Below are 24,290 nucleotides of genomic sequence, written 5' to 3'. Positions count from 1 at the left end.
CACTGTTTTGGAATAAGGTGTGGTAAGAACCTCCCCAAAGTAGTCAAGCTACAGGGTATAAATATACAAATCCACATTCACATATTCAATTTTACAAATTAACAACACCGTCTACAACCACGGTTATTAAAGGTTGAAAGAAAGGAGAAGTATGTTGTAAATGACCAGCTAGATGGGTCATTTACAATATACCAGGGAATATTATGGAGAAGATTTTAACAGAGGTATTTGGAATATGGTACCTAATCGGAGCTGCATTTGTATTCTTTATGCAGGCCGGATTTGCGATGGTTGAAGCTGGATTTACAAGAGCCAAGAATGCCGGTAATATCATTATGAAAAACTTAATGGATTTCTGTTTAGGAACTGTCGCATTCTTGATTATTGGTTATAATTAAGTAGCGAAAACTCCATAGCTTGCTGTAAAGATGAAAGCCACTTTTTGTATTGTTTAATTCGTATTAAAAATATATAATATATGTATAAATGGTTCGGAGTTGATATCATGGGTAGACCTAGAACAAACAATGTTCAGATCAATATTGCCATTCCTGGTGAATGGAAAAAAGAACTGGAAAATCTTGCCAGAATCTATTCGGTTGAAGAAGGTAAAACGATCACTTTTCTGGATCTGATGCGTAGAGGTATTCAGGAAAAGTATCAGTTAAAAGATGTGAATGATCATGAAGAATGAGAATTATCATCGTGCTTCTCATTGTAAGTATTTAGTTCAGTATCATATTATATGGTGTCCAAAGTTCAGACGTGATGGTATGGATGAAACCTTGAAGAAGATCCTTTCTGAAGTTTGTGATGCGTATGGATATATTATAAAAGCTTTAGAGGTCATGCCTGACCATATACATATTTTTGTAGACTGTCCTGTAACGACTGCACCTTGTGATGTTGTTCGAACATTGAAATCTATGAGTGCAATCCAATTGTTCAAGGCGTATCCGGAATTGAAGAGATTCTATGCGAGATGTGGAAAATTATGGTCAAATGGATATTTTATATCTTCTGTAGGGCATATCAGTGAAGCTGCAATCAAGAAATATATCGAGGAGCAGAAAGATGATACAACCCGAATTGAAAGCCTATCGTAGATGTTCAGATAGACATGTATTAGTATTGGAAACGAATCTGACTTATGTAGAAAAGTGTCAGATTTTTCATTATGCCGATTTGGTTCGTAAAGCTGGTAATGAGCTGACTGGAATCATGAAAAAAAGATATGATCAGCTTGTTCGTACGAAAAGGTATCGCAAGCTAAAAAGTCTTTATAAGAAATATAAGGATGCCGATAATAAGAAGGCATTAAAAGATGTATGTGATCAGATGAAGGAAATGCAGAAACAGTATGATGTAACATGGGATTACTGCAGAACTTCAATGGTTCCTATTGGAAAGAAATATGGAATCGATGCCGTATTTGCACTAACGAAAGCGGAGGATGTATTTCGTGGAATCGAAAAATGTCTTTATTCGGATGGAGAAACGATTCATTTTAAAAAGCGTGGAGATCTTCCATGTATTCGTGCTAAACAAATCAATCGTGGAATCATAATGAAACAAATGAATTTCAAATTCAAGGATATTGAGTTTGGTGTAAAAATCAAAGACCGCTATGAACAAGAGGAAGTGGATGCCATACTGTATTATTTGAAGCATGCAGAATTCATGGATTCTATAGCGGCAAATACATATAAAGAAACCAACATTTGTATTTCGACATACAGACCTTGTTACGTGAGTCTTGTATGTAAAAAGATTCGTGGCAAGTTAAGAGTCTATGTACATATCACAATCAAAGGTGTATCTAAACCAAAACAGGATCGTTTTGGCAATGTGAAACACAACAAAGGAAAAGGCATTGTTGGATGTGATATTGGAACTCAGACAATTGCGTATACAACAGAAACAAAAGCAGGTTTAAAGAATCTTGCGGAAAGAGGAAGTTGTATTGAAGTCAATGAACGAAAAGAAAGACGGATCTATCGTGCAATGGATAGGAGCCGTAGAGCAATGAATCCAGACAACTACAATGAGGATGGAACTATCAAAAAAGGAAGGAAGACGTGGACATACTCGAATCGCTATAAAAAATTGAGAACAAAACATACAGAGCTATGCAGAATCAATGCGACCAATCGACATTTAGCTATCAATGAAGATGTGAATGAATTAAGAAGCTTAGGGGATGTTTTTGTGACAGAGCCAAAGAATGCCAAGAAACTTCAGAAGAAAGCTAAAACTGGAAAGCGAAAGAAAAGATTTGGAAGATCTATAAAAAATAGATGTCCAGGCTATTTTCAGAGTCAGGCTAAAAGGAAGTTTAGAATCTATGTTGAAGTGCCAAATGATTATAAGGCAAGTCAATATGATCATACGAGTGATGAATACATCAAAAAATCGTTGTCACAAAGAATGTATAAACTGCAAGATGGAACAATGGTACAAAGAGATCTATATTCGTCCTTTCTTTTGTACTGCATTGATCTAAATACAAACAAAATCGATAAGAATAAGTGTATTCATGAATTTGAGAAACAGTATAAAAACCAAAATGAAACGATTGAATATATCCAAATGAATCAGATCAAAGTCATGAACAGTGGAATAAGAGTAAATTAAATAAATGTTAAAATGGGAGATTGACTATACTTCCATGTAGAGATACAGAAAACAATCGCTAATGTGCTAAATGTAGTGCTTGATTGTAGAGTTCACTGCTCCAACAGAAAGACAGGAATCCAAAGTTTGAAAATAATGTACGATTGCTGCAAAATGTTGTCAGTTCAGAACCCTCACTGCTTGCGGTGAGGAGTGGTCAGGTTGATTACTTGGATTAAATATGGAAAACCAGATGTTGCGATGTGTTTAAATGGTTCATTGGCAGGTTTAGTGGCGATTACTGCAGGATGTGATGCCGTAAACGTATTTGGATCATTTGTGATTGGTATCTTATCTGGATGTATGGTTTGTTTCATTGTATGGTTGTTGGATTATAAATTAAAAGTAGATGATCCAGTAGGAGCTGTTGCCGTACACTTTGGAAATGGTTTATTAGGAACAATCTGTGTTGGATTATTTGCTTGTGGTACAGATACAATGCCTGAAGCACAAGGATTATTCTATGGCGGTGGATTCCATTTATTAGGTGTTCAATTATTAGGCTTATTGGCAATTGGTGCATGGACTGCTGTAACTATGTTTATTACTTTCTACATTATTAAAAAGACTGTTGGATTACGTGTAAGTGCACATGAAGAAATTGTGGGCCTTGATAAAATGGAACATGGATTGGAAAGTGCATATGCTGGTTTTGCCTTAGAAGCCGATGTTCCTGGTGATTATTTAGAAACAATTCAAGATTCTAGCTACACTCCAAGTGTAGAATTGGATGATGCCGTACCTACAAAAGTTATTCATAGTGATGGTTCTATTTCCAAGGTTGTCATCATCACTAAGGCTGAGAAATTTGATAAGATCAAGGCTGCATTGAATGAAATTGGTATTGGTGGTATGACGGTTACGAAAGTATCTGGTTGTGGTGTGCAAAAGGGTCAGACAAGCTATTATCGTGGTGCTAAAGTAAATATGGAATTGCTTCCTAAATTAAAAGTTGAAGTTGTTGTGAGTGAAGTGCCTGTAGCAGATGTTGTTAAGGCAGCTAAAAAGGCATTGTATACTGGAAATATTGGGGATGGAAAAATCTTTGTCTACGATGTTGCGGATGTTGTTCGTATCTCAACAGGAGCTCGTGGTAAAGATGCATTAAAATATGAAGATTAATATATATCTTGGCTTGTAAAATTGCTCTTTTCTCTTATTCGTTACAAGCCAAAGGAAAAGGATCGTAAATCGATCCTTTTTAGTTTAATAAGTCTGTATCTAAGACATCATCATTTAATTCTTCATCAATCATTTGGAAAAGTAATTCTTCGATGTCTTTACCATTTTCTAATTCTTCAAATAAATCGGGCCTTTCATAGAACATCTTATTAAAGAAGAATCCAGAAACCAATTGATCATTTTGTTCTTCTAAAGTACGGTGTTCGTTTTCTTCTACCCAAGGTCCTTCATTTTGAGTTTCAATAATTTGAATGCGTTCCAATTCCATTTCTTTTTTATTCAGCTCTTCCTTGATGAGTTTTCCAGTTACAGGGTAGAATTCGTCTGTTTCAGAATCGAAGAAGGATAGTAAGAACATATCATTTTTTTCTAAACATAAATCGGCAATGGAACAAATCTGCATTTCTTCAGTAGAATAATCAATGCCTTCACAATTGATCATGAAATCGTAGCTGCATACAATGTCTAAGCTTGACATCACAAAATATGTCATATCCGCTAATGGAAGTCTTTTAGGGAATGTGATGGTTCTTGTGATGTCGTCCAATTGAAATTGAATGGTACAAATTTGAAATCTTTCCTTTAAATAGTCCGTTTTTTCTTCTATACAAATCTTTATACCTTCTTCAAAAGAATAATCGTGGAATTCAGAATCAATATCTAATAATTCATGTAGATATTGATTGGCGATTTCATGAAGTAAGATGAATTGATATTTTTCGTCTTGTGGTGCATATTTGAATAATTCATTTAATGCAGGTTCTAATTTCTTGTTGTTTGTGATGGCTTCCATTGTCATATTCATCATGGAATCCATTTGTTTTTGTAGTTCCTTTTTCATTTCATTACTCCATATCCATATGTTTTAACATATTAAAAATATCATCGATTTCTTCCAAATTATCTTTAACTAGAGGAATATCTAATTTCTCACAAATAAAATCAAGCCAATTTAGAATATATGGATTTCTGACATATACATGTTTAGGCTTACCAAAATGTTCAATGGCACCCAAAAAATTATTCATAATGACTTCATAATCTTCTTGATCTGGATGAATTAAATCAAAGTGTAAAATTTGGTTATTTCTTAAATCAAATACTATATAGGCTAATGGATTGATGGGCCTTTCAAAACCTTCATCATTTGTGGGAACCATCATATAATCCATATCAATCGCAAGTTCTAAATCTCCATCCTTTATATTTTTAAAATAATCAATTAGATTTGAATCATTGACAAGAATCGTATTATAACGTTCTGGTTCCATAGGCCTAGGTACAGTATAAGAGAACCAATTTCCATCTTCATCTTTTTGTGTGTAGAGAATATCTCCTCCTGCAAAGATGGACTCTTGATAATCTTCATGTTTTAATGTTTCAACCAATCCTTTATAGGTTTCAATCAACATTTTGATTTCACCATAGTTTGGAAGGCTTGGAAAACTTTTCTTTTCAAAAGTTTTAAAATAAATCCAGTTTCCATTGCCACGAAAACGAAGACCTAATTGTTTGATAATTGAATACATTTCATCATCGATTTCAACACGATTTCCCCAATAACAAGTAATGCAGTTTTGATCGGACATCACAAACGTTGCAGGTACATTATAGTCGTCATTGCAGATTTGACAAAAATCACTATAACCTTCCATGCCTCGATAAACACTGATACCTGTGCAGGTTCCACTTTTACCCATAATGGATACGAAGTTTGGCTCTTCATTTTTCTTTGTTTCTACCGCAATTAAATCCATGTCCCAATATGAGTTCCAAGGCTTTAATTTTGTGATTTCAATAGCTAAATCATAGAGTTCTTTCCATTGTTCTAGTGTTGCTGGTGTTGCCATAATAATTCCTCAACTTTATTGTATTAATAGTAACATTACTGCATGCTAAACTCAATTAAGATTCCTTAATGATTTTTCCAGATATATAATCAGGGATGAGTTCAAAACATTGTACACTAGGTCCGGAATATTTTAATTCATGATCAATATAATTTTGATCATTGGTAAATTTTAGGCAGAGTTGCGTACATATTTCTTTGACTTTATCTGGATCATTTACCATTTTGATTTTTCCAAACACAATCACACTCTGATAATGAACGGCCCATTCACCATCTTTTTTAAAACCTTTATCCATGACACAAAAGCTTGCCTTATCACATTGTTTTAAACAATCCATTTTATGTCCTTCTTTTGCTCCATGAAAATAGATGTGTCCGTTTTCTTCATCGTACCAATGTGTGATAGGAAAACCATAGGGATATCCCGTATCACTGATTAAAGATAATACGCCATGAGGTTCATTGGTAAGTATCTCTATACATTTTTCTTGGCTTAATTGTTGTTTGAATCTTCGCATTGTCTTAAACATAGGTATCTCCTTTAATGAAAAAGGTGTAAATTGAATTACACCCTTATAAATTTGAATTCATAAATTCAATAATTCCGGCTTCCACTTCATTTTTGATTTCTGCATAATTATGAATTTCACGACGATAGCCAGAATATAATTTAGTTGTGACATGATGTCCAGTTTCTACAAGCCAGTTACTGACTTGACATACTCCTAGACCATATTCGCCAACTGGATCTTGATCACCAGCAATATTGTAAATAGGTAATTTTTTAGGTACTTTTTTGGCCCATTGAGTTCCTTCAATTGTAAGCATCATTTGGATAAAATCATAAATAGAACGATTGCTAGTAGGTCTTGTGAAGGCATCAAAAGGATCTTGTGCATGGTCCTTTTGTACATATGGATCATGGCAAATCCATTCATTTCCAATTTGAACTTCACCACAACGTTCGCACATCCAGCCCATAAGTGAGCCTACAATATTTGGATCCGACTCTTCACCGTGGCCTGCATCAATGATTTCTTTCAATTTTTCTTTAACTTCTTTAGCACCACGGAAAATGCCTGTTGTACCACAAATTGTTGCACCATTTAATTCATTTCCGTATTTTGCGATAAAATCTCTTGTGATAAATGAACCCATACTGTGACCAAATAAGAAGTAAGGCAAGTTTGGATATTTCTCACATACAATTTTCTTTAATGTGTGTTCATCTTCCATCATGGTGTGACATCCTTTATCTCCCCAGTCACCCCAGACATTATTCACCATTGCGGTTTTTCCATGACCTACATGATCATCAGCGGCTACAATATAACCAGCATCTAGAAAAGCCGAAATCATATGGATATAGCGTCTTGAGTGTTCGCCAAATCCATGAATTAATTGAACGATTCCATTCGGCTTACATGCAGGAACATAAATCCAAGCTTGCACTTGATCGCGTTCATTATAAGATGTGAAAGATACTTCGTGTAACATACAATAATCCTCCTTTTTTTTGCGTAATGTTAACTCAGTTTATATCTTTTTTTATTATACTCCCATAAAAAAACTATGTCATTTAGTTGACATAGTCTTTTTCATAAATTTATAAACAATGTACGCAAGCACAATGCCAGCAAGAATATCCGTTGGATAATGGACGCCTACATAGAGTCTAGAAAAGGCGACAAGGATGGCAAGTATCATAACTAGAATACTGTATTTTTTGGGTAGGCCATCATACACCATAAAGGCACAAATAAAGGCAGATGCCGTATGTCCAGATGGAAACGAATAATCGGATGGTTTATCTATTAATGGAATAAGTTCATTAAACGCATCAAAGGGTCTTGGCCTTTGGAATATGAGCTTTAATACAACGAATAATATAGTGCAAATCAAAAACGCAATAATTGTTTCTTTTGCGAGTCTTCTAGTATCTTCATTTTTCTTGAACATATAAATCAATACGATTCCTAGAAGAATATATAAAAAGTATTCGTTTGTGATCAAGGTGAAGAAAGGTGTGAGTATGTAGTGACGAAGGTTTTCTTGTATAAATAATAAAATTTGAATATCCATAGGAATTTTCCTTTCGATAGGAGTATTATACATATATAAAGATAGGAAGTGAAGTTATGCGACTTGAAAGAATGAGTTGGAAAGATTGCGAAGAATATTTTAAGGATCATGATATGGTGATACTTACAACGGGAAGTACCGAAAATCATGGAATCCACAATCCATTAGGAACCGATACTATGATTCCTAATAAGATTTTAGAACTAATTGAAAAACAAAGTGATGTATTGATTTGCCCAACCTTACCTTATGGGGATGCCGATTTTCATACAGAATACACGGGTACAATTTCAATTGGTAGTGATTTATTAGAAATGGTTATGAAAAGAATCAGTGATCGACTATATGATTGTGGTGCTCGACATTTTGTGTTCTTAAATGGACATGGAGGAAACACACATGCATTAAGTAAAGTATGTCGTCATTTATATAAGAAGGGAGCTGTGGGTACAATTTTTGACTGGTGGACTATTGCTGGAAAAATCAATCCAGAATGGGCCGGAGGCCATGGTGCAGGTCAGGAAACGGCAGCTATGTTGTATGTGGATGAAAGTTTAGTTCAAAAGGATAAGATTGAAGATTCAAATTTAAATCAGTTTACACCTCAATTAACAGCTTCCAATGCACAAACCGTAAACTTTAAAGGCGTGGATATTCCAGTTCCTAGAAGCAATCGCTTAAGCAGTGATAATGGCTGGTTTGGCAAGGATCATCCTAAATATGCAACGTATGAATGGGGTAAAGAAATGGTGGAAGCAACGGCTGATTTTCTTGTGGAATATATGAAAGAATTTCAAAAGATGTAGTAATTCATTTCGAGTTGAACTATAATAAACGTACAAATAGGGGACAAATATTTTTTGTCTCTTTTCTTTTCGTATGGAGGTTTTAATGGAAATCATTATCTTAATATTATTATGCGTTGTGATTGTATGCTTGATTGTTTTGTTGATGCAAAATAAATCAAAGGAAAGTGTTTCTTCGAATTCGGATTCTTTGATTCTTCAAAAGAATTTTGAATATCTTTTAAAACAAGTACAGGATGTTCAAAAGAATCAGGCTACTTCAAAGGTGAGTTTGAATCAAATGGAAGAGTATTTATATCGTATGAATATGGTCATGACAAACACAAAACTTAGAGGAAACTGGGGAGAATATCAATTGGATATGCTTCTAAGTGTATATTGTGGTCAAAATCCATCTATCTATTCGATGCAGTATACTTTGCCAAATGGAAAGATTGCGGATTGTGCCTTTCATTTACCAGACACGAATAAAGTGTTGTGTATTGATTCAAAATTTCCTATGGAAAATTATATGAATCTTCAGGAAGATATGGATACATATCTAAGGCCTTTTAAGATGAATATGAAAAAACATATTGATGATGTGGCAAATAAATATATTAATATGGATACTATGCCTTATGCTTTATTGTTTGTGCCTAGTGAAGCAATTTATCAATTTGTATGTGCGAAATGCGATGATTTATTCACATATGCCCTTCAAAAACATGTGATGTTAGTTTCACCAACGACACTTGTGGCAGAAGTGATGACCTTATTATCAAGTACAAAAGATTTTTATAGGACAAGTCATATGGAAGAGATAGAAAGAAATATATTATTGCTTCAAGAAGATGCGAATCGTCTTGTAGAAAGAAGTATAAAGGCAGAAAAGACCTTGGAAACTTTGGCAACACAATTCCATACGGTTTCTATTTCTGCACAAAAATTATCAAGTCGAATGACTAAGATGGGAGAAGACGAATGATTAGTACATTAAAGGGAAATATATCATTATTGGATTTTGATTTGATTGTGGATCCAACCAATCAACAAGTTTTACCAATGCAAGGAGTGAGCGCACAGATATTTCATCAGGCTGGAAGTGAAATGATGAAGGCTTGTCAGGCTTTAAATGGTTTAGAAGTAGGAAAAGCTAAGATGACAGAATCTTTTAATTTGCCATGTAAAGCAGTTATTCATACGTGTGGACCTCGTTATATAGATGGCGCTCATAATGAAGATGAATATTTGGCCGCTTGTTATTGGAATAGTATGGCATTGGCGTATGATTATATGCGAAAAAATGATATGGAATCGATCAATATTGCCTTTCCATGTATTTCTACAGGTATCAATGCATATCCAAATCATGAGGCTTGTGTAATTGCGATTCAAACCGTAAAACGATTAATGAATAAGTTTCCTGAGACAAAGGTTATTCATGTATGTTTTGTGTGTGATAAAACCGAAGATTATATGTTATATAAAGAGGCATTAAGACTACGATGAAATCCATGGTTGATGTATCCCATGAATTTTTAAAGCCAGTTCTTCATAAACAAGCAATATGTGTGGATGCGACATTAGGACAGGGAAAAGATACAGATTTCTTTTTGTCGCAAAATGTACATAAAGTATATGGCTTCGAAATTCAAAGAGATGTTTTTGAAAGTACAAAAGAACGATTGGATGATCAAAAAACTTGTTTCTATAATGTTGGACATGAACATATGGAAGAATATATTCATGAAGAAATGGATGCGATCATTTTTAATTTTGGGTATTTTCCTCAAGGAAATCATGACATCACAACCCACGCTTCTTCAAGTGTAAGTGCAGTCAGACAAGCTCTAAAACTTTTAAAAGTAAAAGGAAGAATGGCACTTGTGATGTATCCACATGAATCGGGACAGGAAGAAGCTAAATGTATGGAAGAGTTTTTAAAAACACAAACATCGATTCAGGTACAGAAAATACAAAACTTATTGGTGGATCATTGTCCATACGTATTATTAATAGAGAAAAGAAGATAAAAATCCGTATTATTATGATAAAATTTGAGTAGAGATATCCTAGAGAAAAGGAGTGACACGCATGTTTCTAACTATCTTTATCATAATAATCTTAGTATTCATCTTGTTAGAATTAGCTTCTATTAAAGATGAAATCAAAAAGAACAATGAACTTCTAATTCAATGTCTAAAGAAAAAAGAATAAGAGGCTGATTTAATAAGCCTCTTATTTACTTTGTAGCATGAAATAATAGATTTCTGGTTTTGCCATAAAACGAAGATTTACGTGTGTGCATCCTACACCGGATGAAATGATGTATGGAAAGGCAAGACGTTTTGCGTGGGAACGATTCAATGATTTTGCCCCATCTATCGATTTATATCCACCAAAAATAGGGAATGTGATTTGATTGCCATGAGAATGTCCACATAATGCTAGGGATATTGATTTTGTGGATAATTCTTCATTAGTCAGTGTATCTGGCATGTGAGTGATGAGCAGATTGTATTGTTTGTCTGACGTTGAAATTTTACTTAGATCTGGAATATTTGATAATGCACTTAATGTAATGCCTTCCTCTTTTTTGTTTGTAAGAAGAATTGTTTCGTTTTCTAATATTTCAAATTGTGCCTGATTTAAAATGGAACGAACTACGTCGTTGTTTGCATCATCCTTTTCGCCTAAGACACAAAATTTACCTAGTGGAGCATGCATCTTAGATAATTTATTGGTGATATAATCTATGTCTTCTTGACCCATCTGACAGGTTTCATCAAATAGATCGCCGCCAAAAATCAGAATGTCTGGATCTAAATGTTCAATTTTATTAAAGAGTTTATCGGCTCTTTTTTTATTTTCAAATTCACCATATTGCACATCCGTAAAATAAACAATGGATACATCATTCATTGAGGATGGAATCTTTTCATCTTTCAATGTTTTATATTGTACACTCAATTGATCGGGCTCAACATTTTTTGCGATTTTCAAAGATCCTAGCATACTTAATACGATCGCAAATAATATGGCAATGATGATAAACATTTGTTTCTGTAACTTTGTCATGAAACTATTTTATCATAAAATAGAAAAGACATCACTAGGATGCCTTTGTTGCTCTTGGTTTTCTTGCATGGAAATTGTTCTTACGATTTTTTTGAAGTTCTTCCATTGTTTGTTTTGAATTCAAGATAACTGGAATTACAATTGGGTTTCGATGCGTCTTCTTGTATAAGAATGGTTCTAATGTAGAGCGTACACAGTTTTTGATTTCAGAGAAAGTGGTTTTTTCTTTCATCTTTTCCTGAAGAGAATTATTCACAATATATTCAGCTTCTTTGATCAATCCCTGTGAATCTTTAATGAAGACAAATCCACGTGATACGATGACGGGTCGCATTAAGATTTTGTTTTCTTTTGAATCGATAGCTAAGATAACGGCAACTAATCCATTATCAGCTAAGATTCGACGATCTTTTAAAACAGCAGTGGATAATCCGGAAATATCATTTCCATCGACATAAATATCGTCACCTTGGTATCGCCAGTCACTTTGTAGTACTTTGTGATCTCTTAAAATTAAAATATCTCCATTTGCGCATACAAAGATATTCTCTTTAGGAATACCTGTTTCCATTGCGGTTTGACGGTGTTGCATCAACATCTTATATTCACCATGAATTGGCATAAAATAGGTTGGACGAACTAACTGTAACATTAGTTTTTGTTCTTCTTTAGAAGCATGTCCCGTTGTATGCAAGTTATTTAAGATGGATTTTGTCAATACTGTAGCACCCGATCTAAATAAGTTATCAATAACACGATTGACACTGGATTGGTTTCCTGGAATTGGATTACTTGAGAATACGATTGTATCTCCAGGTTTTAAGTGAATAAAGCGGTGTGTACCATTCGCAATCCTTGATAGGGCAGCCAAAGGTTCACCCTGACTTCCTGTACAAATAATACAAACTTTATCATCTGGTGTATAAGCTAATTCTTCAGGACTTAAGAAGTCTGAATTTTTAACTTTGATTGTTCCCATCTTTCGTCCGATATCGACAACATTTTCCATACTTCGACCAAATACAATGACTTTTCTACCAAATTTAGTAGCAGCTTCAATGATTTGGGCAACACGATGTACGTTGGATGCGAATGTCGCAACAATTAAACGCTGTTTTGTCTTACGCATAATGTCCTGGATTTCATTGGCAACTTTTCTTTCTGAAATAGAAAAGTCTTCAACTCCAGAGTTTGTAGAATCTGACATTAATAAGTCTGGTTTTGTGACACCAATAAATGCCATTTTCTGGTAGTCTGCATTTGTTCCAACAGGAGTTAAGTCAAATTTGAAGTCACCTGTGTGGACAATAGATCCATTAGGACATGTGATATGTACACCTAAAGAATCGGGGATAGAGTGGATGGTATTGAAGAAACCAACTTTAAAGTATTTTGTTGAGATACTTGAGTTTTCATCAATTTCTATAATTTTTGTTTTTTCTAGTCCTTTATGTTCACTTAACTTTTTAAGAATCAAAGCCTTCGCAAAACGAGGTGCATAGATAGCATCAATTTGGACTTGTTTTAGTAAGAATGGAATTCCTCCAATATGATCCTCGTGACCATGGGTAATTACTAAAAACTTTCTTTTTTTGTTCATGCGAATCAAATGATGATAATCAGGAATTACATAGTCAACGCCTAATAGTTCATCACCTGGAAACAAAACGCCACAATCTACGATACAGATTTCATTTTCGTGTTCGTAGCAATACATATTTTTACCGACTTCGCCTAATCCCCCTAGGGCGTAAATCAAAGTATCACCTTTTTCAACGTGATTTTTTGCATGATATGGTTTTTTGTTCGATGCATGCCCAAACGCTTGTTCTTGTGCTTTTGGCATATTCGACCTCTTTCTATAATTTAATGACTCTATTGTTATTATAGCAAAGCTACGCGATTTAAAAAAGCAGAAGCTTAAATGACTTCTGCCTCATCATCACTTTTCCATGGATTATTGGCATCAATATGATCGTAGAAAAGAGTACCTGATAAGTGATCGATTTCGTGTTGAAGGCAAATTGCGAAATATCCTTCAGCTGAAATTGTTACATTTTTATCTTGAATCAAATCATAACCACGAACTTTAATTCTTGCATGACGGAAAACATGTCCTGGGTGTTCGCCTTTTACGGATAAACAACCTTCTCCATTATCTAAATATGCGTTTTGCACGGATTCGGAAATGATTTTAGGATTGACTAGTGCAACTTCATCTACACCATCTTCATAAGGAATCACAACCGCAATCATTTGTTTTAAAACACCAACTTGTACAGCTGCAATACCAACGGCTGGCTGTAAACCTTCGGCTTCGGCAATTTCATCATCTTGTGAATTGCGCACATAATCTAACATGGCCTGTAAAAGTTCCCGATCCTCATTTGATAAAGGCAATTGAACAGGTTCACTTTGCATACGAATTCTTTCGTCTGTATCCAATATAATATCTTTGCTTGTTATTTTCATAGTAATCATCCTCGCAAACATTCTATAGCATTTTCGAATTATTGACAAATGATTTTTGAAAATATGCTAAAATAGAATTTATGATGGGGGGATTTACATGTCCGAACAAAAAAAGAAGGGGAAATTATCATTTTTCGCATTGGATCCAAAGTGTGATAAGTATATCAATTGGGCGGTGGCGCTTCTTTTGTTGATTGGAACATTTACGATTGTTTCAACCAATGTAGGAAAAACGACATATGCCCCTAACATTGTCCCAAAAGTAATTGTCAAACAAAGTATATTTTGCATATGTGGATATATTGCCATGTGGTTTATGAATCGTTTTTTTCGTTTTCGATGGTATTCAAAAATAGAATGGTGTATTGTTCCACTTTGTTTGTTCATAATGATACTTCCATTTGCGTTTCCAGAAATTGGAGGAAGCCATGCCTGGATTCAGATTGCCGGTATATCTTTGCAGCCAAGTGAATTCGCAAAACCATTATTGCTGATTATTTGTGCGACATGCTTGTATCGTGCAAAAAAGAAATCAATTATGTTAAAGGAAAAGGGTAGACTCTTTAAAAGGGCGTGGGCCGCATTTATTTGTATATGTATCATTGTGCTTTTGCAAAAAGATACAGGAACCGCTGTTATCATTGGATTTATCTTTATATCTTGTATCATGATTCCAAAATATCCTGTTTTACAACATACACAACGCGTATTAAAAGTACTTATTTATGGAGGAATTGTTTTTGGCGTTGTTTTATTTGGATTTACAAATATAGGAAATGAAATCTTAAAACATACGTCATTTGCACATATTGCGGTGCGTGTTGAAAACTTCAAAGATCCATATAACGATGTTTATGGGGATGGATATCAACCAGCCAATTCTTTGTATGGAATCGCAAGCTCGAATATTGTTGGAAAAGGCATTGGAAACTCGGCACGTAAATATGGTTATTTAACACAGGCTGATAATGACTATATTTTGGCTGTATTGATTGAAGAAACAGGTATCTTTGGTTTGTTTGGATTGGTTATTCTGTATGGAATTATTGAATTTCGCTTATTTTATTATGCCTTTAAAACAAGTGAGAATATGTACAAAATTATATTGGGTGGCGCGGGCGTTTATCTATTTATGCACTTCTTTTTGAATGCTGGTGGTGTGGCCAGCCTGATTCCTTTTACCGGAGTACCCCTACTATTTATAAGTAGTGGAGGTACAAGCTTGATTTCAGTTATGTTGACAATGGGATTGGCACAAAACTGCATTTGTGCAATTCGAAGAAGGGAGATGGATCGATTATCATGAGAATTGTAGCGGGAAAATATGGGTCTAGATCATTAAAAAGTCCTAAAAATGATGCGACTAGACCAACACAAGATAAAATTAAAGGAGCCATCTTCTCAAGTTTGGGAAACATGTTTGATGGTGGCAACTTTTTAGATTGTTACAGTGGAACTGGAAATATGGGTTTAGAAGCTGTGAGTCGCGGAATGGAACATGCGACTTTGGTGGACAATAATAAAGGGGCCATTTCTGTCATTAAAGAGAATGTAAAGAGTTTAAAGGCAGAAAAAGAGACCAAAATCATTTGTGGAAATATTTTTAGTGTATTGGAGCGTTTGACTTTAAAGTATGATGTAGTTTATATTGATCCTCCTTATGCGAAACAAGAAAATGAAAAGTTGATTCAAAAATTAGAGGATTTAGATATTGTAAAATCAGATGGAGTTATTGTGGTGGAAAGCCTGCAAGAAGAGGTGTGGCCAGAAAAAATAGCTTCATTCATAAAATATAAAGAGAAGACATATGGCATTACGCGTATTTCTTATTATCAAAAAGAGGAGAATGAAGAATGAAAATAGCAGCATTTTGCGGAACATTTGACCCAGTTACTTATGGTCATTTAGATATTATTGAAAGAGCAAGTAAGTTGTTTGATCAATTAGTGGTCTTTATTTCGCCAAACTCAGATAAAAATAATGAGTTTACAGAGGAAAAAAGATTAAAATGGTTGAATGAATCAACGAAGCACTTGTCAAACGTAACATGCAAGATTCAGTCGGGATTAGTTGTCGAGGCATGCAAAAGTGTGAATGTGACTGTGCTGGTACGTGGAATTCGTAATGGTGTGGATTGTACATACGAGCAAAACATGGCGTTTATGAACGCAAGATTGAATGAGGACATTGAGACAGTATGTTTATTTACTCGTCCTGAATATAGTTTGTATTCAAGTTCAAACGTAAGAGAACTATTTAAATATGGTCAGGACATTTCGGGATTTGTTCCTGCTTGTGTATTAGAAGATCTTAAAAAAGGAGAAGAATAAAATGGAAAAGTTTATTGATTGGTTAAAGGCAAATGGATATCAATATAAAGATGAAGATATTTATCTAGAAGCTTGTACACACTCTTCGTATGCCAATGAACATCATCGTGAAATGGGAGACAATGAGCGCTTAGAATTTATGGGAGATTCTGTTTTACAGATTTGGAGTGCCACACAATTATTTTTGATGGAACCCAAAATGCGTGAAGGACAAATGACAACACTTCGTGCACAGACAGTATGCGAATCTACACTAGCCGTATTGAATAGACAACTTGGATGGTATGAATTCTTGCGTCTAGGTGTTGGTGAAGAAAAAACGGGTGGACGCCATAGAGAAAGTATTTTGGCCGATCAATTTGAAGCTTGTATTGGAGCTATCTATATTGATCAGGGGTATGCTGTTTGTGACGAGATTTTGACAAAATATATGAAGCCAGTATTTAAACAAGAAAAGAGTGAGGCTGTTACAGACTATAAAACACATTTACAAGAGGTGATTCAGGCAGATTCTAGAAAGACGATTCAATATAAATTATTAGAAGAAAAAGGTCCAAGCAATGCACCTACCTTCACAATGGGTGTGTATTTAGATGATATTTTATTAGGTCAGGGAACGAGCAGCACAAAGAAAAAGGCGGAACAAAAAGCAGCTAAAGATGCTTTTGAAAAGATGGCAAAATAAAATGGAAGTATTTGAGAAATTACTAGATCCGGAATTATATGCGTATTTTAAAAATGCGACTTTTTATGAGAATCCTGTATTTCATACAGCGCATAAAATGGTTGATTTTTACATTGAATTTGAGAATGTAATTCCTTTGGAAATTTATGAACAGATCATTACTAAGCTTCAGCTTTCTTTGCATGCTCATGTAAAGTTGCATATGCACACAAAGAATTGCGTTATTGAAATGGATGAACTGGATCGTTATGTAAATTATTTTGTGGAAAAATATAATGATGTGAAGGATTTTCGCTTTCTACATCCTTATTTAGAAAATGATACAATCTGTTTTTCTACGCGCGATGAGTCTCGTCTTGCGGCTTTAAATTTGGCTTTACCTTCATTAATGGAAAAGTTAGAGGATGTAGGGATTACGCAGGAAATTGTGTGTAAAAAAGTTGAGGATGATATTGAAATTGAAACGGCAAAGGTTCAAGTGAGTGCACCAGTTGTGAAACAAGAGCCAGTAAAGAAGCAGTATCCTTCTTCAAACAGCTATAAGAAGGAATCAGCTACAACATATAAGATTGCAGATTTACGAGTGGGCTATTCAAATGTTCAAATTGAAGGACATATTTTCGATATTGATAATCGTGTTATGAAGAGTGGTAAAACTTTGCAGATGTTGTATATCAGTGATTATGATGATGCGATCGTTGCAAAACGTTTTGAAGGGGCAAGATGTCCCATTGAAGAGATTCAAGCGGTAAAAAAAGGCATGCACGTTGTATTAACGGGTGAAGTTGTTTATGATTCATTCTCAAAGTGCGACTCGTTTATGGTTCGTAAATTAGAAATCACAAAGGAAAAGATAAGAGAAGATCATGCGAAAGTAAAAAGAACAGAATGGCATGTTCATTCTAATTTTTCAGAAATGGATGGTGTTTGTGCAATCGAAGAATTTATTCAGACTGCCTATGACTGGGGTATGGATTCTATCGGTGTGTGTGATCACCAGGTCGTACAGGCATTTCCAATGGCACAACATAAGATTGAGGCTTTGGTCAAACAAGATCCGAATCGTGAATTTAAAATGTTGTATGGTTGTGAAATGCTTGTGGCAGATTCTAAATATCATATTGTATATAATAATGATCATCGCAAACTTGAAGATGCAACATTTGTCGTGTTTGACTTGGAAACAACGGGTCTTTCGAATACGCGTGATGAAATTATTGAATTTGGTGGGGTTAAGATCAAAAATCGTGAAGAGGTTGGACGTTTACAGATGTTCATTAATCCAAAGCGTGCGATTCCAGCCCACATTTCAAATTTAACGCATATTACACAAAATGATGTAGATCGTGCAAAACCTATTGAAGATGCTTTAGATGAGTTGTTAGAATTTATTGGAGATTCTATTTTAGTAGCGCATAACGCAACGTTTGATGTTGGCTTTATGAATGCAGCTTGCAGAAAAACAGGTCGTGATGAACTGACAAATCCTGTGATTGATACATTGCCACTATCGTATGCGATGCTTCCGGATGATCAAAAGCGATTTAATCTAGGAAGTGTATGTCGTCATTATCGTGTGAGTTATGATGGTGAAGGTGCGCATCGTGCCGACTATGATGCGGATGTACTTTCACAAGTCATGTATAATATGATGAATCAATTAGGACATGAAGCTACTTTAGATACATTAGTTGATATGGAAAGTGGATGTGAGAAATACGCTTCGAAAAAACCATATGAGAGAAATCGTCCATATCATATGACGGTATTCGCAAAGAATAAGGATGGCTTAAAAGAATTGTTTGAATTGATTACTTTATCACATACACAATATTTGGTGAGTATGGGTAAAGAAAATGGTCAGCCTCGTATTATTAAGGAGGAAATCTCAAAGAAGTGGGATAACGGCAACTTATTAATTGGTTCTTCTTGTCAGAATGGTGAAATTTTTGAATTGGCGCATACGCGAAGTAAAAAAGAATTATTGGAAGCTATGGGCTATTATGACTACATTGAGTTACAGCCATTAGATTGTTATAAAAATTTATTGGATCGTGGAAGCATTACAGATGTGGATGATTTGAAGTGGTATTTGCAGTTTATCTATGATACCGCAAAAGAAGCGGGTAAGATGGTGATTGCTTCAAGTGATGCACACTATGTGAATCCTAATGAGAAACGTCTTCGTGATGTATATATTAATGCCAAGGCAATTGGTAATGCTAGACATCCTCTATATATTTATAATAAACAAGCGCGTAAAGCTACGAGCAATCCAAATCAGCATTTGTTGACGACGGATGAGATGTTGAAGGCATTTGAATGGATGGGTGAAGATGTAGCATATGAGGTTGTTGTGGAAAACACAAATAAATTGAAGTTATTAACAGAGCCTATCTTTCCAATCAAAGATAAGTTGTATCCACCTGACATTGAGGGGTCTGACCAAAAGCTGCGTGATATTTGTTTTGAAACAGCTCACCAATGGTATGGAAATGATTTGCCAGACATTGTAGAGAAACGTTTAACTCGTGAGTTAGATAGTATTATTGGTCATGGTTACTATGTAGTATATTATATTTCACACTTACTTGTTAAGAAGAGTAATGATGATGGATATCTTGTAGGTTCGCGTGGATCTGTAGGATCTAGTTTTGTTGCGACAATGTCCAATATTACGGAGGTAAACCCATTAACACCTCACTATGTATGTAAAAATTGTCAGCACTATGAGTTTTTAGAGGGGGATGAAGCTAAGTCTGGCTTTGATTTGCCGGATAAGGTGTGTCCGGTTTGTGGTGAAATCATGCGTGGAGATGGTCAGGATATTCCGTTTGAAACATTCTTAGGTTTTGAGGGGGATAAAGTTCCCGATATCGATTTGAACTTTTCAGGTGAATATCAACCGAATGCCCATGCCTATACAAAAGAAGTATTTGGAGATGATCACGTCTTTAGAGCAGGTACTGTAGGTACGGTTCAGGAGAAGACGGCGTATGGTTATGTCAAAGGATATGAAGAAGAGATGGAGTGTGAGCCTTTTAATGAGGCAAAGCGTGTAGATTTGGCTAAGGGTTGTGAAGGTGTAAAAAGAACAACGGGTCAGCATCCGGGTGGTATTGTCGTTGTGCCATTGGATATGGATGTGCATGATTTTACGCCTGTACAATATCCTGCAAACAATCCAAATGCGACTTGGAAAACAACACACTTCGATTTCCATCAGATTCATGATAATATCTTAAAATTTGATATTTTAGGTCATGTCGATCCTACGGCTATGAAAATGTTGGAGAGAATAACGGGGGTAAATGTTCGTCAGATTCCTATGAATGATCAGGCGACCATGGCTATATTCTCGACAACCGAATCACTAAAAATCGATACGACAAAATATAATGAAGTTACAGGAGCAGCGGGTATTCCTGAGTTTGGTACACCATTTGTTCGTGGTATTCTTGAACTTACAAAGCCGACAACGTTTGCGGAATTAGTCACAATTTCTGGTTTGTCTCATGGTACCGATGTTTGGTTGGGAAATGCCAAAGATCTAATTGATAATGGTACTTGTAAGTTGAATGAAGTTATTGGTTGTCGTGACGATATCATGGTTGATTTGATGGGGTATGGTGTTAAACCAAAATTATCATTTACGATCATGGAAAGTGTTCGTAAGGGTAAAGGTTTAAAAGATGAGTGGGTTACCGAAATGAAGGCGAACAATGTACCAGAATGGTTTATTGATTCTTGTACAAAAATTAAGTACATGTTCCCTAAAGCCCATGCGGTTGCCTATGTTATGATGGCTGTGCGTATTGCGTGGTTTAAAGTGCATATGCCAGTACATTATTATTGTATGTATTTTAGTATTCGTTGTGATGCTTATGATGTGCAGACCATGATTCAGGGTGAGGCTGCCATTCGCCAAAGAATGGCGGATATCAAACATATGAAAGAGGATAAAACACAAAAACCAAGTGATAAAGAGTTAGCTATTTATGATACGTTAGAACTTGCTTTAGAGATGGTTTTGCGTGGTTTTAGATTCTCGAATATTAGTATTAATCGTAGTGCAGCCACCGAATTTATTGTGGATCCAGATGATCCAAAAGCAATTATTCCGCCTTTCACAAGTATTGATGGCTTGGGTTCAAACGTAGGTTTGTCTGTCGTTAAGGCTAGAGAAGAAAAACCATTTCTATCTAAGGAAGATGTATTGAAGCGTACACAACTTTCAAAGACTTTAGTTGAAAAGTTAGCGGATATGAATGCTTTAGAGGGATTGGATGAAGAAAATCAAATGACACTGTTTTAGGCAGTGTCTTTTTTAGCGTATTTGTAAATTTTTACATATATGTAGTTATATGGTAAAATATTTACATTATTGGAGGAGAGTTATGAAAAAGAAAGGATATAATATAACACTTGGTATTTTCATTGGCTTGATTGCAGGTGTTATTGTTGGAATTATTATGCCGGAATGGGCAAATACCGCATTGAGCGTTGTTGCTTCCATATATATGTCGGCATTAAAAATGATGATTTTCCCACTTGTATTCACAAGTTTAGTGATGGGAATCATTGGCATTGGGGATATTGCCAAAACGGGTAAGGTAGGTTTACATGCCTTATTATGGTATACAGGTACAACAGCTTTAGCTTCGGGTTTAGGTTTGGTTTTGCCTCGCATGTTACATTTGGGTAAGAATGCGCATATTGTTGCTACAAAAACACAAGTGGAGGCTGCGACATTTAATGGGTTGTTGGATACGTTACAGAATATTATTCCATCGAATCCAGTAGAGGCTTTCGCAACGGGAAATATGCTTCAAGTTCTTGCGTTTGCCGTGATTATTGGACTTGCATGTTTGGCTATTCAGGAAAAGGCGGATCCATTTATTAATTTGTGTGATTCGATTTATCAAATTTCTATTTTTATTATAAGTAAGATCATGTATGTGACTCCATTTGGAGTATTCGCATGTATCGCTACAGTTATGTATTCAAATGGTGTGGATACAATGCTTCAATTAGGACAGGTATTATTGGCGTTGTATATTACGTTCTATTTATATGCGTTTATTATTTATGGTGGTATGGTCAAATTCTTTGGAAAATATAATCCAATTCAATTTTTTAAAGATATTGCACCAGCAGGATTGAATGCGTTTGGAACTTGTTCAAGTAGTGCTACGATTCCCATTTCATTAAAGTGTGCTTCAGAAAAGATTGGTATTCCTGAAGAAATCACATCTTTAACTTTACCTTTGGGTGCAACAATCAATATGGATGCTGTTTCGATTTTGATGTCATTTATGATTACATTCTTTGCGACTGCACTTGGTATTGATTTAAGTATTGGAACAATGGTTACAGTACTTGCTTGTAACGTATTGTTAAGTATTGGTACTCCAGGCGTTCCCGGTGGTGCGATTGCTGCTTTTGCGGCATTGTGTCCAATTGCAGGAATTCCAACAAATCAAATCTTGGGTGTTTATATTTCGGTAAATACTTTGTGTGACATGGGAGCTACTTGTGTGAATGTCATTGGTGACTTGGCTTGTTCTACTGTTTTGAAACAAACTTTGCATTTTGATAAGAAGAAATAAATGAAGCCAAATAAAACAATCAGTGAATTTAAAGAGTTTATTGCCAAGGGAAATGTCATGGATATGGCTGTGGGAAAATCGTTACTTCCTTGGTAAATGATATATTGATGCCGATTGTGGGTATTTTGATTGGTGAACTTGATTTTACAGTTTTGAAAATTCAAGTAGGCACAGCTACAATTACGTATGGTAATTTTATTCAAAATGTTGTGGACTTTTTAATTGTTGCGGCATGCATCTTTGCAATGTTGCAGTTTTTGGCGCATTTTAAAAAGACAACGAATGATCAACTTGATCAGGAAGAACCTAAAAAAGATGACACTGTTGTCTTATTAGAAGAGATTCGTGATTTGTTGAAGACTAGTAAAGAAGATAAATAAAGTAAATTGAATATGTGATCAACAAGAGTATGCCGGCTTTTTTGTCGAGTACTCTTGTTTTTTTAGTGCAAATATAAAGGACAAGACCAATCAATATTGCGACAAAGGAATCGATGATAAAGTTAGGCTCAAAAGGTACTTGAGTAATAAGTGCACTAGAACCTACGACAAATAGGATATTAAAGATATTCGATCCAATGATGTTTCCAATCGCAATATCGGCATTGCCTTTTTTGGCAGCCGTTACCGAAGTGACAAGTTCAGGTAAAGATGTTCCTAAGGCAACAATGGTTAGTCCGATAAATCTTTGGCTAACACCTAGTGAAATGGCAATGTTTGTGGCTGCATCTACCGCAAAGTTACTTCCAATCATTAAACATACAAGTCCGAGTGGAATAAATAATGGGTTTGTCTTTTTGATTTCTGCTTCTTCGGTTTGATTTTTTGTCATTCTGAAAATGTAGTATAAGTAACCAAGGAAGAATAACCATAAGATAATACCGTCAAAGCGTGAAATAGTATTGTTTATGCCTTGTAGAATGAGTACTAGTGTTACAAGCATCATAAATGGCATTTCATATTTGATTGTACTATTTTGAATATGTAATGGACGAATGAGTGCTGTAATGCCAAGAATGATTCCAACATTTAGAATGTTACTTCCAACAACATTTCCAATTGTGATGGCAGCATTCGATTTTAAAGCAGCAGTAATAGAAACAAAGGCTTCTGGTAGACTCGTTCCCATCGCAACGATAGTAAGTCCAATAATCAGTTGGGGTATGCCAAAGCGTGATGCGATACTGCTTGATCCATCGACAAACCAATCGGCTCCTTTTAGTAGTAGAATAAATCCTAATACTAATAAAATTATGTTCATATGTTTTCCTCCTGGACCAGATAAAATAAAAAGGCTCTGGTCTTATGTACCAAAGTCTTGCCATTTCATCACAGTCCGGATTTAATATCGTATTGACGAAGCTGTAAACACATATATGTGCAGGCTACTCCCTTTATGGGCTTATTATACATATTTTGTTCAAAAAATTCTATATTTAATTGTAAAAATATCTTAACAAATGCAACTTTTCTAGAGAAACCTCCATTTATTTCGTATATGAGATAGGGGTGATGAAATCACATGAATAAATCAAAAGAC

General features: G+C 35.1%; 25 protein-coding genes and 2 pseudogenes. 18 read left to right on the top strand and 9 right to left on the bottom strand.

The features are described from left to right. Positions 1 to 203 precede the first annotated feature (203 nt). The 5 genes and pseudogenes from NE544_RS08700 to NE544_RS12320 form a co-directional block, all read left to right on the top strand. Positions 204 to 395: pseudogene (locus NE544_RS08700) on the top strand (ammonium transporter); the annotation flags it as partial. A gap of 110 nt (positions 396 to 505) precedes the next feature. Then, entirely contained in the window at positions 506 to 694 is a 189-nt protein-coding gene (locus tag NE544_RS08695; RefSeq protein ID WP_256269055.1) for a hypothetical protein, read from the top strand. After that, positions 684 to 1,106: an IS200/IS605 family transposase gene (tnpA, locus tag NE544_RS08690; RefSeq protein ID WP_256269054.1), complete on the top strand. Its 423-nt coding sequence runs from the start codon at positions 684 to 686 to the stop codon at positions 1,104 to 1,106. Before NE544_RS08695 ends, tnpA begins: the two co-directional genes overlap by 11 nt. After that, positions 1,075 to 2,634 carry a hypothetical protein gene (locus NE544_RS08685; RefSeq protein ID WP_256269053.1) on the top strand — a complete coding sequence of 520 codons (1,560 nt, stop codon included), beginning with the start codon at positions 1,075 to 1,077 and terminating at the stop codon, positions 2,632 to 2,634. Before tnpA ends, NE544_RS08685 begins: the two co-directional genes overlap by 32 nt. 195 nt (positions 2,635 to 2,829) lie before the next feature. Then, a pseudogene (locus NE544_RS12320) lies at positions 2,830 to 3,795 on the top strand (ammonium transporter); the annotation flags it as partial. A 79-nt stretch (positions 3,796 to 3,874) separates the two neighbouring features. Here the strand turns inward: NE544_RS12320 and NE544_RS08670 are convergent. The 5 genes from NE544_RS08670 to NE544_RS08650 form a co-directional block, all read right to left on the bottom strand. Continuing rightward, positions 3,875 to 4,696 carry a hypothetical protein gene (locus tag NE544_RS08670; protein ID WP_256269052.1) on the bottom strand — a complete coding sequence of 274 codons (822 nt, stop codon included), beginning with the start codon at positions 4,694 to 4,696 and terminating at the stop codon, positions 3,875 to 3,877. Between the two features lie 4 nt (positions 4,697 to 4,700). Further along, on the bottom strand, positions 4,701 to 5,705 hold the full coding sequence (locus NE544_RS08665) for a hypothetical protein (RefSeq protein WP_256269051.1): 1,005 nt from the start codon (positions 5,703 to 5,705) through the stop codon (positions 4,701 to 4,703). A gap of 55 nt (positions 5,706 to 5,760) precedes the next feature. Then, positions 5,761 to 6,237, bottom strand: a complete 477-nt coding sequence (locus NE544_RS08660; protein WP_118114682.1) for a pyridoxamine 5'-phosphate oxidase family protein — start codon at positions 6,235 to 6,237, stop codon at positions 5,761 to 5,763. Positions 6,238 to 6,280: 43 nt separating this feature from the next. Next, entirely contained in the window at positions 6,281 to 7,204 is a 924-nt protein-coding gene (locus NE544_RS08655) for an alpha/beta fold hydrolase (RefSeq protein ID WP_256269050.1), read from the bottom strand. Between the two features lie 78 nt (positions 7,205 to 7,282). Further along, a complete protein-coding gene (locus NE544_RS08650; RefSeq protein WP_256269049.1) occupies positions 7,283 to 7,789 on the bottom strand; it encodes a phosphatase PAP2 family protein in 507 nt (168 codons plus the stop codon). Between the two features lie 56 nt (positions 7,790 to 7,845). On the opposite strand from NE544_RS08650, the gene NE544_RS08645 reads away from it, so the two are divergent. From NE544_RS08645 to NE544_RS08625, 5 genes are all read left to right on the top strand, one after another. Further along, on the top strand, positions 7,846 to 8,595 hold the full coding sequence (locus NE544_RS08645) for a creatininase family protein (RefSeq protein ID WP_117924576.1): 750 nt from the start codon (positions 7,846 to 7,848) through the stop codon (positions 8,593 to 8,595). Between the two features lie 85 nt (positions 8,596 to 8,680). Next, positions 8,681 to 9,562 (top strand): DNA recombination protein RmuC, encoded by an 882-nt coding sequence (gene rmuC, locus NE544_RS08640; RefSeq protein WP_256269048.1) that lies wholly within the window; start codon positions 8,681 to 8,683, stop codon positions 9,560 to 9,562. Beyond that, positions 9,559 to 10,086, top strand: a complete 528-nt coding sequence (locus NE544_RS08635; protein ID WP_256269047.1) for a macro domain-containing protein — start codon at positions 9,559 to 9,561, stop codon at positions 10,084 to 10,086. Before rmuC ends, NE544_RS08635 begins: the two co-directional genes overlap by 4 nt. After that, positions 10,083 to 10,610: a class I SAM-dependent methyltransferase gene (locus NE544_RS08630; RefSeq protein ID WP_256269046.1), complete on the top strand. Its 528-nt coding sequence runs from the start codon at positions 10,083 to 10,085 to the stop codon at positions 10,608 to 10,610. The genes NE544_RS08635 and NE544_RS08630 overlap by 4 nt, the downstream gene beginning before the upstream one ends. 61 nt (positions 10,611 to 10,671) lie before the next feature. Beyond that, a complete protein-coding gene (locus NE544_RS08625; RefSeq protein ID WP_255466296.1) occupies positions 10,672 to 10,794 on the top strand; it encodes a hypothetical protein in 123 nt (40 codons plus the stop codon). A 21-nt stretch (positions 10,795 to 10,815) separates the two neighbouring features. On the opposite strand, the gene NE544_RS08620 is transcribed toward NE544_RS08625, so the two are convergent. The 3 genes from NE544_RS08620 to def all read right to left on the bottom strand — a co-directional run bounded on the left by NE544_RS08620 (position 10,816) and on the right by def (position 14,127). Further along, positions 10,816 to 11,655 carry a metallophosphoesterase gene (locus NE544_RS08620; RefSeq protein ID WP_256269045.1) on the bottom strand — a complete coding sequence of 280 codons (840 nt, stop codon included), beginning with the start codon at positions 11,653 to 11,655 and terminating at the stop codon, positions 10,816 to 10,818. A 34-nt stretch (positions 11,656 to 11,689) separates the two neighbouring features. Beyond that, positions 11,690 to 13,501: a ribonuclease J gene (locus NE544_RS08615; protein ID WP_118114675.1), complete on the bottom strand. Its 1,812-nt coding sequence runs from the start codon at positions 13,499 to 13,501 to the stop codon at positions 11,690 to 11,692. 74 nt (positions 13,502 to 13,575) lie between these two features. Continuing rightward, positions 13,576 to 14,127: a peptide deformylase gene (gene def, locus NE544_RS08610; RefSeq protein ID WP_117571533.1), complete on the bottom strand. Its 552-nt coding sequence runs from the start codon at positions 14,125 to 14,127 to the stop codon at positions 13,576 to 13,578. A 97-nt stretch (positions 14,128 to 14,224) separates the two neighbouring features. Here def and NE544_RS08605 point away from each other — a divergent pair, with 97 nt between their 5' ends. The 8 genes from NE544_RS08605 (at position 14,225) to mscL (ending at position 23,131) form a co-directional block, all read left to right on the top strand. Beyond that, complete coding sequence (locus tag NE544_RS08605) at positions 14,225 to 15,433, top strand: FtsW/RodA/SpoVE family cell cycle protein (RefSeq protein WP_256269044.1); 1,209 nt, start codon at positions 14,225 to 14,227, stop codon at positions 15,431 to 15,433. Then, a complete protein-coding gene (gene rsmD / locus NE544_RS08600; protein ID WP_118114672.1) occupies positions 15,430 to 15,984 on the top strand; it encodes a 16S rRNA (guanine(966)-N(2))-methyltransferase RsmD in 555 nt (184 codons plus the stop codon). Before NE544_RS08605 ends, rsmD begins: the two co-directional genes overlap by 4 nt. Next, entirely contained in the window at positions 15,981 to 16,457 is a 477-nt protein-coding gene (gene coaD / locus NE544_RS08595) for a pantetheine-phosphate adenylyltransferase (RefSeq protein WP_256269043.1), read from the top strand. The genes rsmD and coaD overlap by 4 nt, the downstream gene beginning before the upstream one ends. A gap of 1 nt (position 16,458) precedes the next feature. Then, entirely contained in the window at positions 16,459 to 17,142 is a 684-nt protein-coding gene (rnc, locus tag NE544_RS08590) for a ribonuclease III (RefSeq protein WP_117924560.1), read from the top strand. 1 nt (position 17,143) lies between these two features. Next, positions 17,144 to 21,457: a PolC-type DNA polymerase III gene (locus tag NE544_RS08585; RefSeq protein WP_256269042.1), complete on the top strand. Its 4,314-nt coding sequence runs from the start codon at positions 17,144 to 17,146 to the stop codon at positions 21,455 to 21,457. Positions 21,458 to 21,539: 82 nt separating this feature from the next. Next, positions 21,540 to 22,751: a dicarboxylate/amino acid:cation symporter gene (locus tag NE544_RS08580; RefSeq protein ID WP_256269041.1), complete on the top strand. Its 1,212-nt coding sequence runs from the start codon at positions 21,540 to 21,542 to the stop codon at positions 22,749 to 22,751. Next, a complete protein-coding gene (locus tag NE544_RS08575) occupies positions 22,752 to 22,847 on the top strand; it encodes an MscL family protein (RefSeq protein ID WP_256269040.1) in 96 nt (31 codons plus the stop codon). Further along, a complete protein-coding gene (gene mscL / locus NE544_RS08570) occupies positions 22,829 to 23,131 on the top strand; it encodes a large conductance mechanosensitive channel protein MscL (protein WP_256269057.1) in 303 nt (100 codons plus the stop codon). Before NE544_RS08575 ends, mscL begins: the two co-directional genes overlap by 19 nt. On the opposite strand, the gene NE544_RS08565 is transcribed toward mscL, so the two are convergent. Next, positions 23,112 to 24,011 (bottom strand): calcium/sodium antiporter, encoded by a 900-nt coding sequence (locus NE544_RS08565; protein WP_256269039.1) that lies wholly within the window; start codon positions 24,009 to 24,011, stop codon positions 23,112 to 23,114. The genes mscL and NE544_RS08565 overlap by 20 nt on opposite strands. Positions 24,012 to 24,290: the final 279 nt, after the last annotated feature.

This window comes from Holdemanella sp. MSK.7.32, from assembly GCF_024460475.1.
Classification (GTDB): Bacteria; Bacillota_I; Bacilli_A; order Erysipelotrichales; family Erysipelotrichaceae; genus Holdemanella.
Note: the sequence above shows the minus strand (reverse complement) of the source record. Positions and strands in the feature narration are given on the sequence as shown.

Bases quoted from the DNA above. Each gene is read 5' to 3' on its own strand.
- NE544_RS08695 (WP_256269055.1), top strand. From the start codon at position 506: ATGGGTAGACCTAGAACAAACAATGTTCAGATCAATATTGCCATTCCT.
- tnpA (WP_256269054.1), top strand. From the start codon at position 684: ATGAAGAATGAGAATTATCATCGTGCTTCTCATTGTAAGTATTTAGTT.
- NE544_RS08685 (WP_256269053.1), top strand. From the start codon at position 1,075: ATGATACAACCCGAATTGAAAGCCTATCGTAGATGTTCAGATAGACAT.
- NE544_RS08670 (WP_256269052.1), bottom strand. From the start codon at position 4,696: ATGAAAAAGGAACTACAAAAACAAATGGATTCCATGATGAATATGACA.
- NE544_RS08665 (WP_256269051.1), bottom strand. From the start codon at position 5,705: ATGGCAACACCAGCAACACTAGAACAATGGAAAGAACTCTATGATTTA.
- NE544_RS08660 (WP_118114682.1), bottom strand. From the start codon at position 6,237: ATGTTTAAGACAATGCGAAGATTCAAACAACAATTAAGCCAAGAAAAA.
- NE544_RS08655 (WP_256269050.1), bottom strand. From the start codon at position 7,204: ATGTTACACGAAGTATCTTTCACATCTTATAATGAACGCGATCAAGTG.
- NE544_RS08650 (WP_256269049.1), bottom strand. From the start codon at position 7,789: ATGGATATTCAAATTTTATTATTTATACAAGAAAACCTTCGTCACTAC.
- NE544_RS08645 (WP_117924576.1), top strand. From the start codon at position 7,846: ATGCGACTTGAAAGAATGAGTTGGAAAGATTGCGAAGAATATTTTAAG.
- rmuC (WP_256269048.1), top strand. From the start codon at position 8,681: ATGGAAATCATTATCTTAATATTATTATGCGTTGTGATTGTATGCTTG.
- NE544_RS08635 (WP_256269047.1), top strand. From the start codon at position 9,559: ATGATTAGTACATTAAAGGGAAATATATCATTATTGGATTTTGATTTG.
- NE544_RS08630 (WP_256269046.1), top strand. From the start codon at position 10,083: ATGAAATCCATGGTTGATGTATCCCATGAATTTTTAAAGCCAGTTCTT.
- NE544_RS08625 (WP_255466296.1), top strand. From the start codon at position 10,672: ATGTTTCTAACTATCTTTATCATAATAATCTTAGTATTCATCTTGTTA.
- NE544_RS08620 (WP_256269045.1), bottom strand. From the start codon at position 11,655: ATGACAAAGTTACAGAAACAAATGTTTATCATCATTGCCATATTATTT.
- NE544_RS08615 (WP_118114675.1), bottom strand. From the start codon at position 13,501: ATGCCAAAAGCACAAGAACAAGCGTTTGGGCATGCATCGAACAAAAAA.
- def (WP_117571533.1), bottom strand. From the start codon at position 14,127: ATGAAAATAACAAGCAAAGATATTATATTGGATACAGACGAAAGAATT.
- NE544_RS08605 (WP_256269044.1), top strand. From the start codon at position 14,225: ATGTCCGAACAAAAAAAGAAGGGGAAATTATCATTTTTCGCATTGGAT.
- rsmD (WP_118114672.1), top strand. From the start codon at position 15,430: ATGAGAATTGTAGCGGGAAAATATGGGTCTAGATCATTAAAAAGTCCT.
- coaD (WP_256269043.1), top strand. From the start codon at position 15,981: ATGAAAATAGCAGCATTTTGCGGAACATTTGACCCAGTTACTTATGGT.
- rnc (WP_117924560.1), top strand. From the start codon at position 16,459: ATGGAAAAGTTTATTGATTGGTTAAAGGCAAATGGATATCAATATAAA.
- NE544_RS08585 (WP_256269042.1), top strand. From the start codon at position 17,144: ATGGAAGTATTTGAGAAATTACTAGATCCGGAATTATATGCGTATTTT.
- NE544_RS08580 (WP_256269041.1), top strand. From the start codon at position 21,540: ATGAAAAAGAAAGGATATAATATAACACTTGGTATTTTCATTGGCTTG.
- NE544_RS08575 (WP_256269040.1), top strand. From the start codon at position 22,752: ATGAAGCCAAATAAAACAATCAGTGAATTTAAAGAGTTTATTGCCAAG.
- NE544_RS08565 (WP_256269039.1), bottom strand. From the start codon at position 24,011: ATGAACATAATTTTATTAGTATTAGGATTTATTCTACTACTAAAAGGA.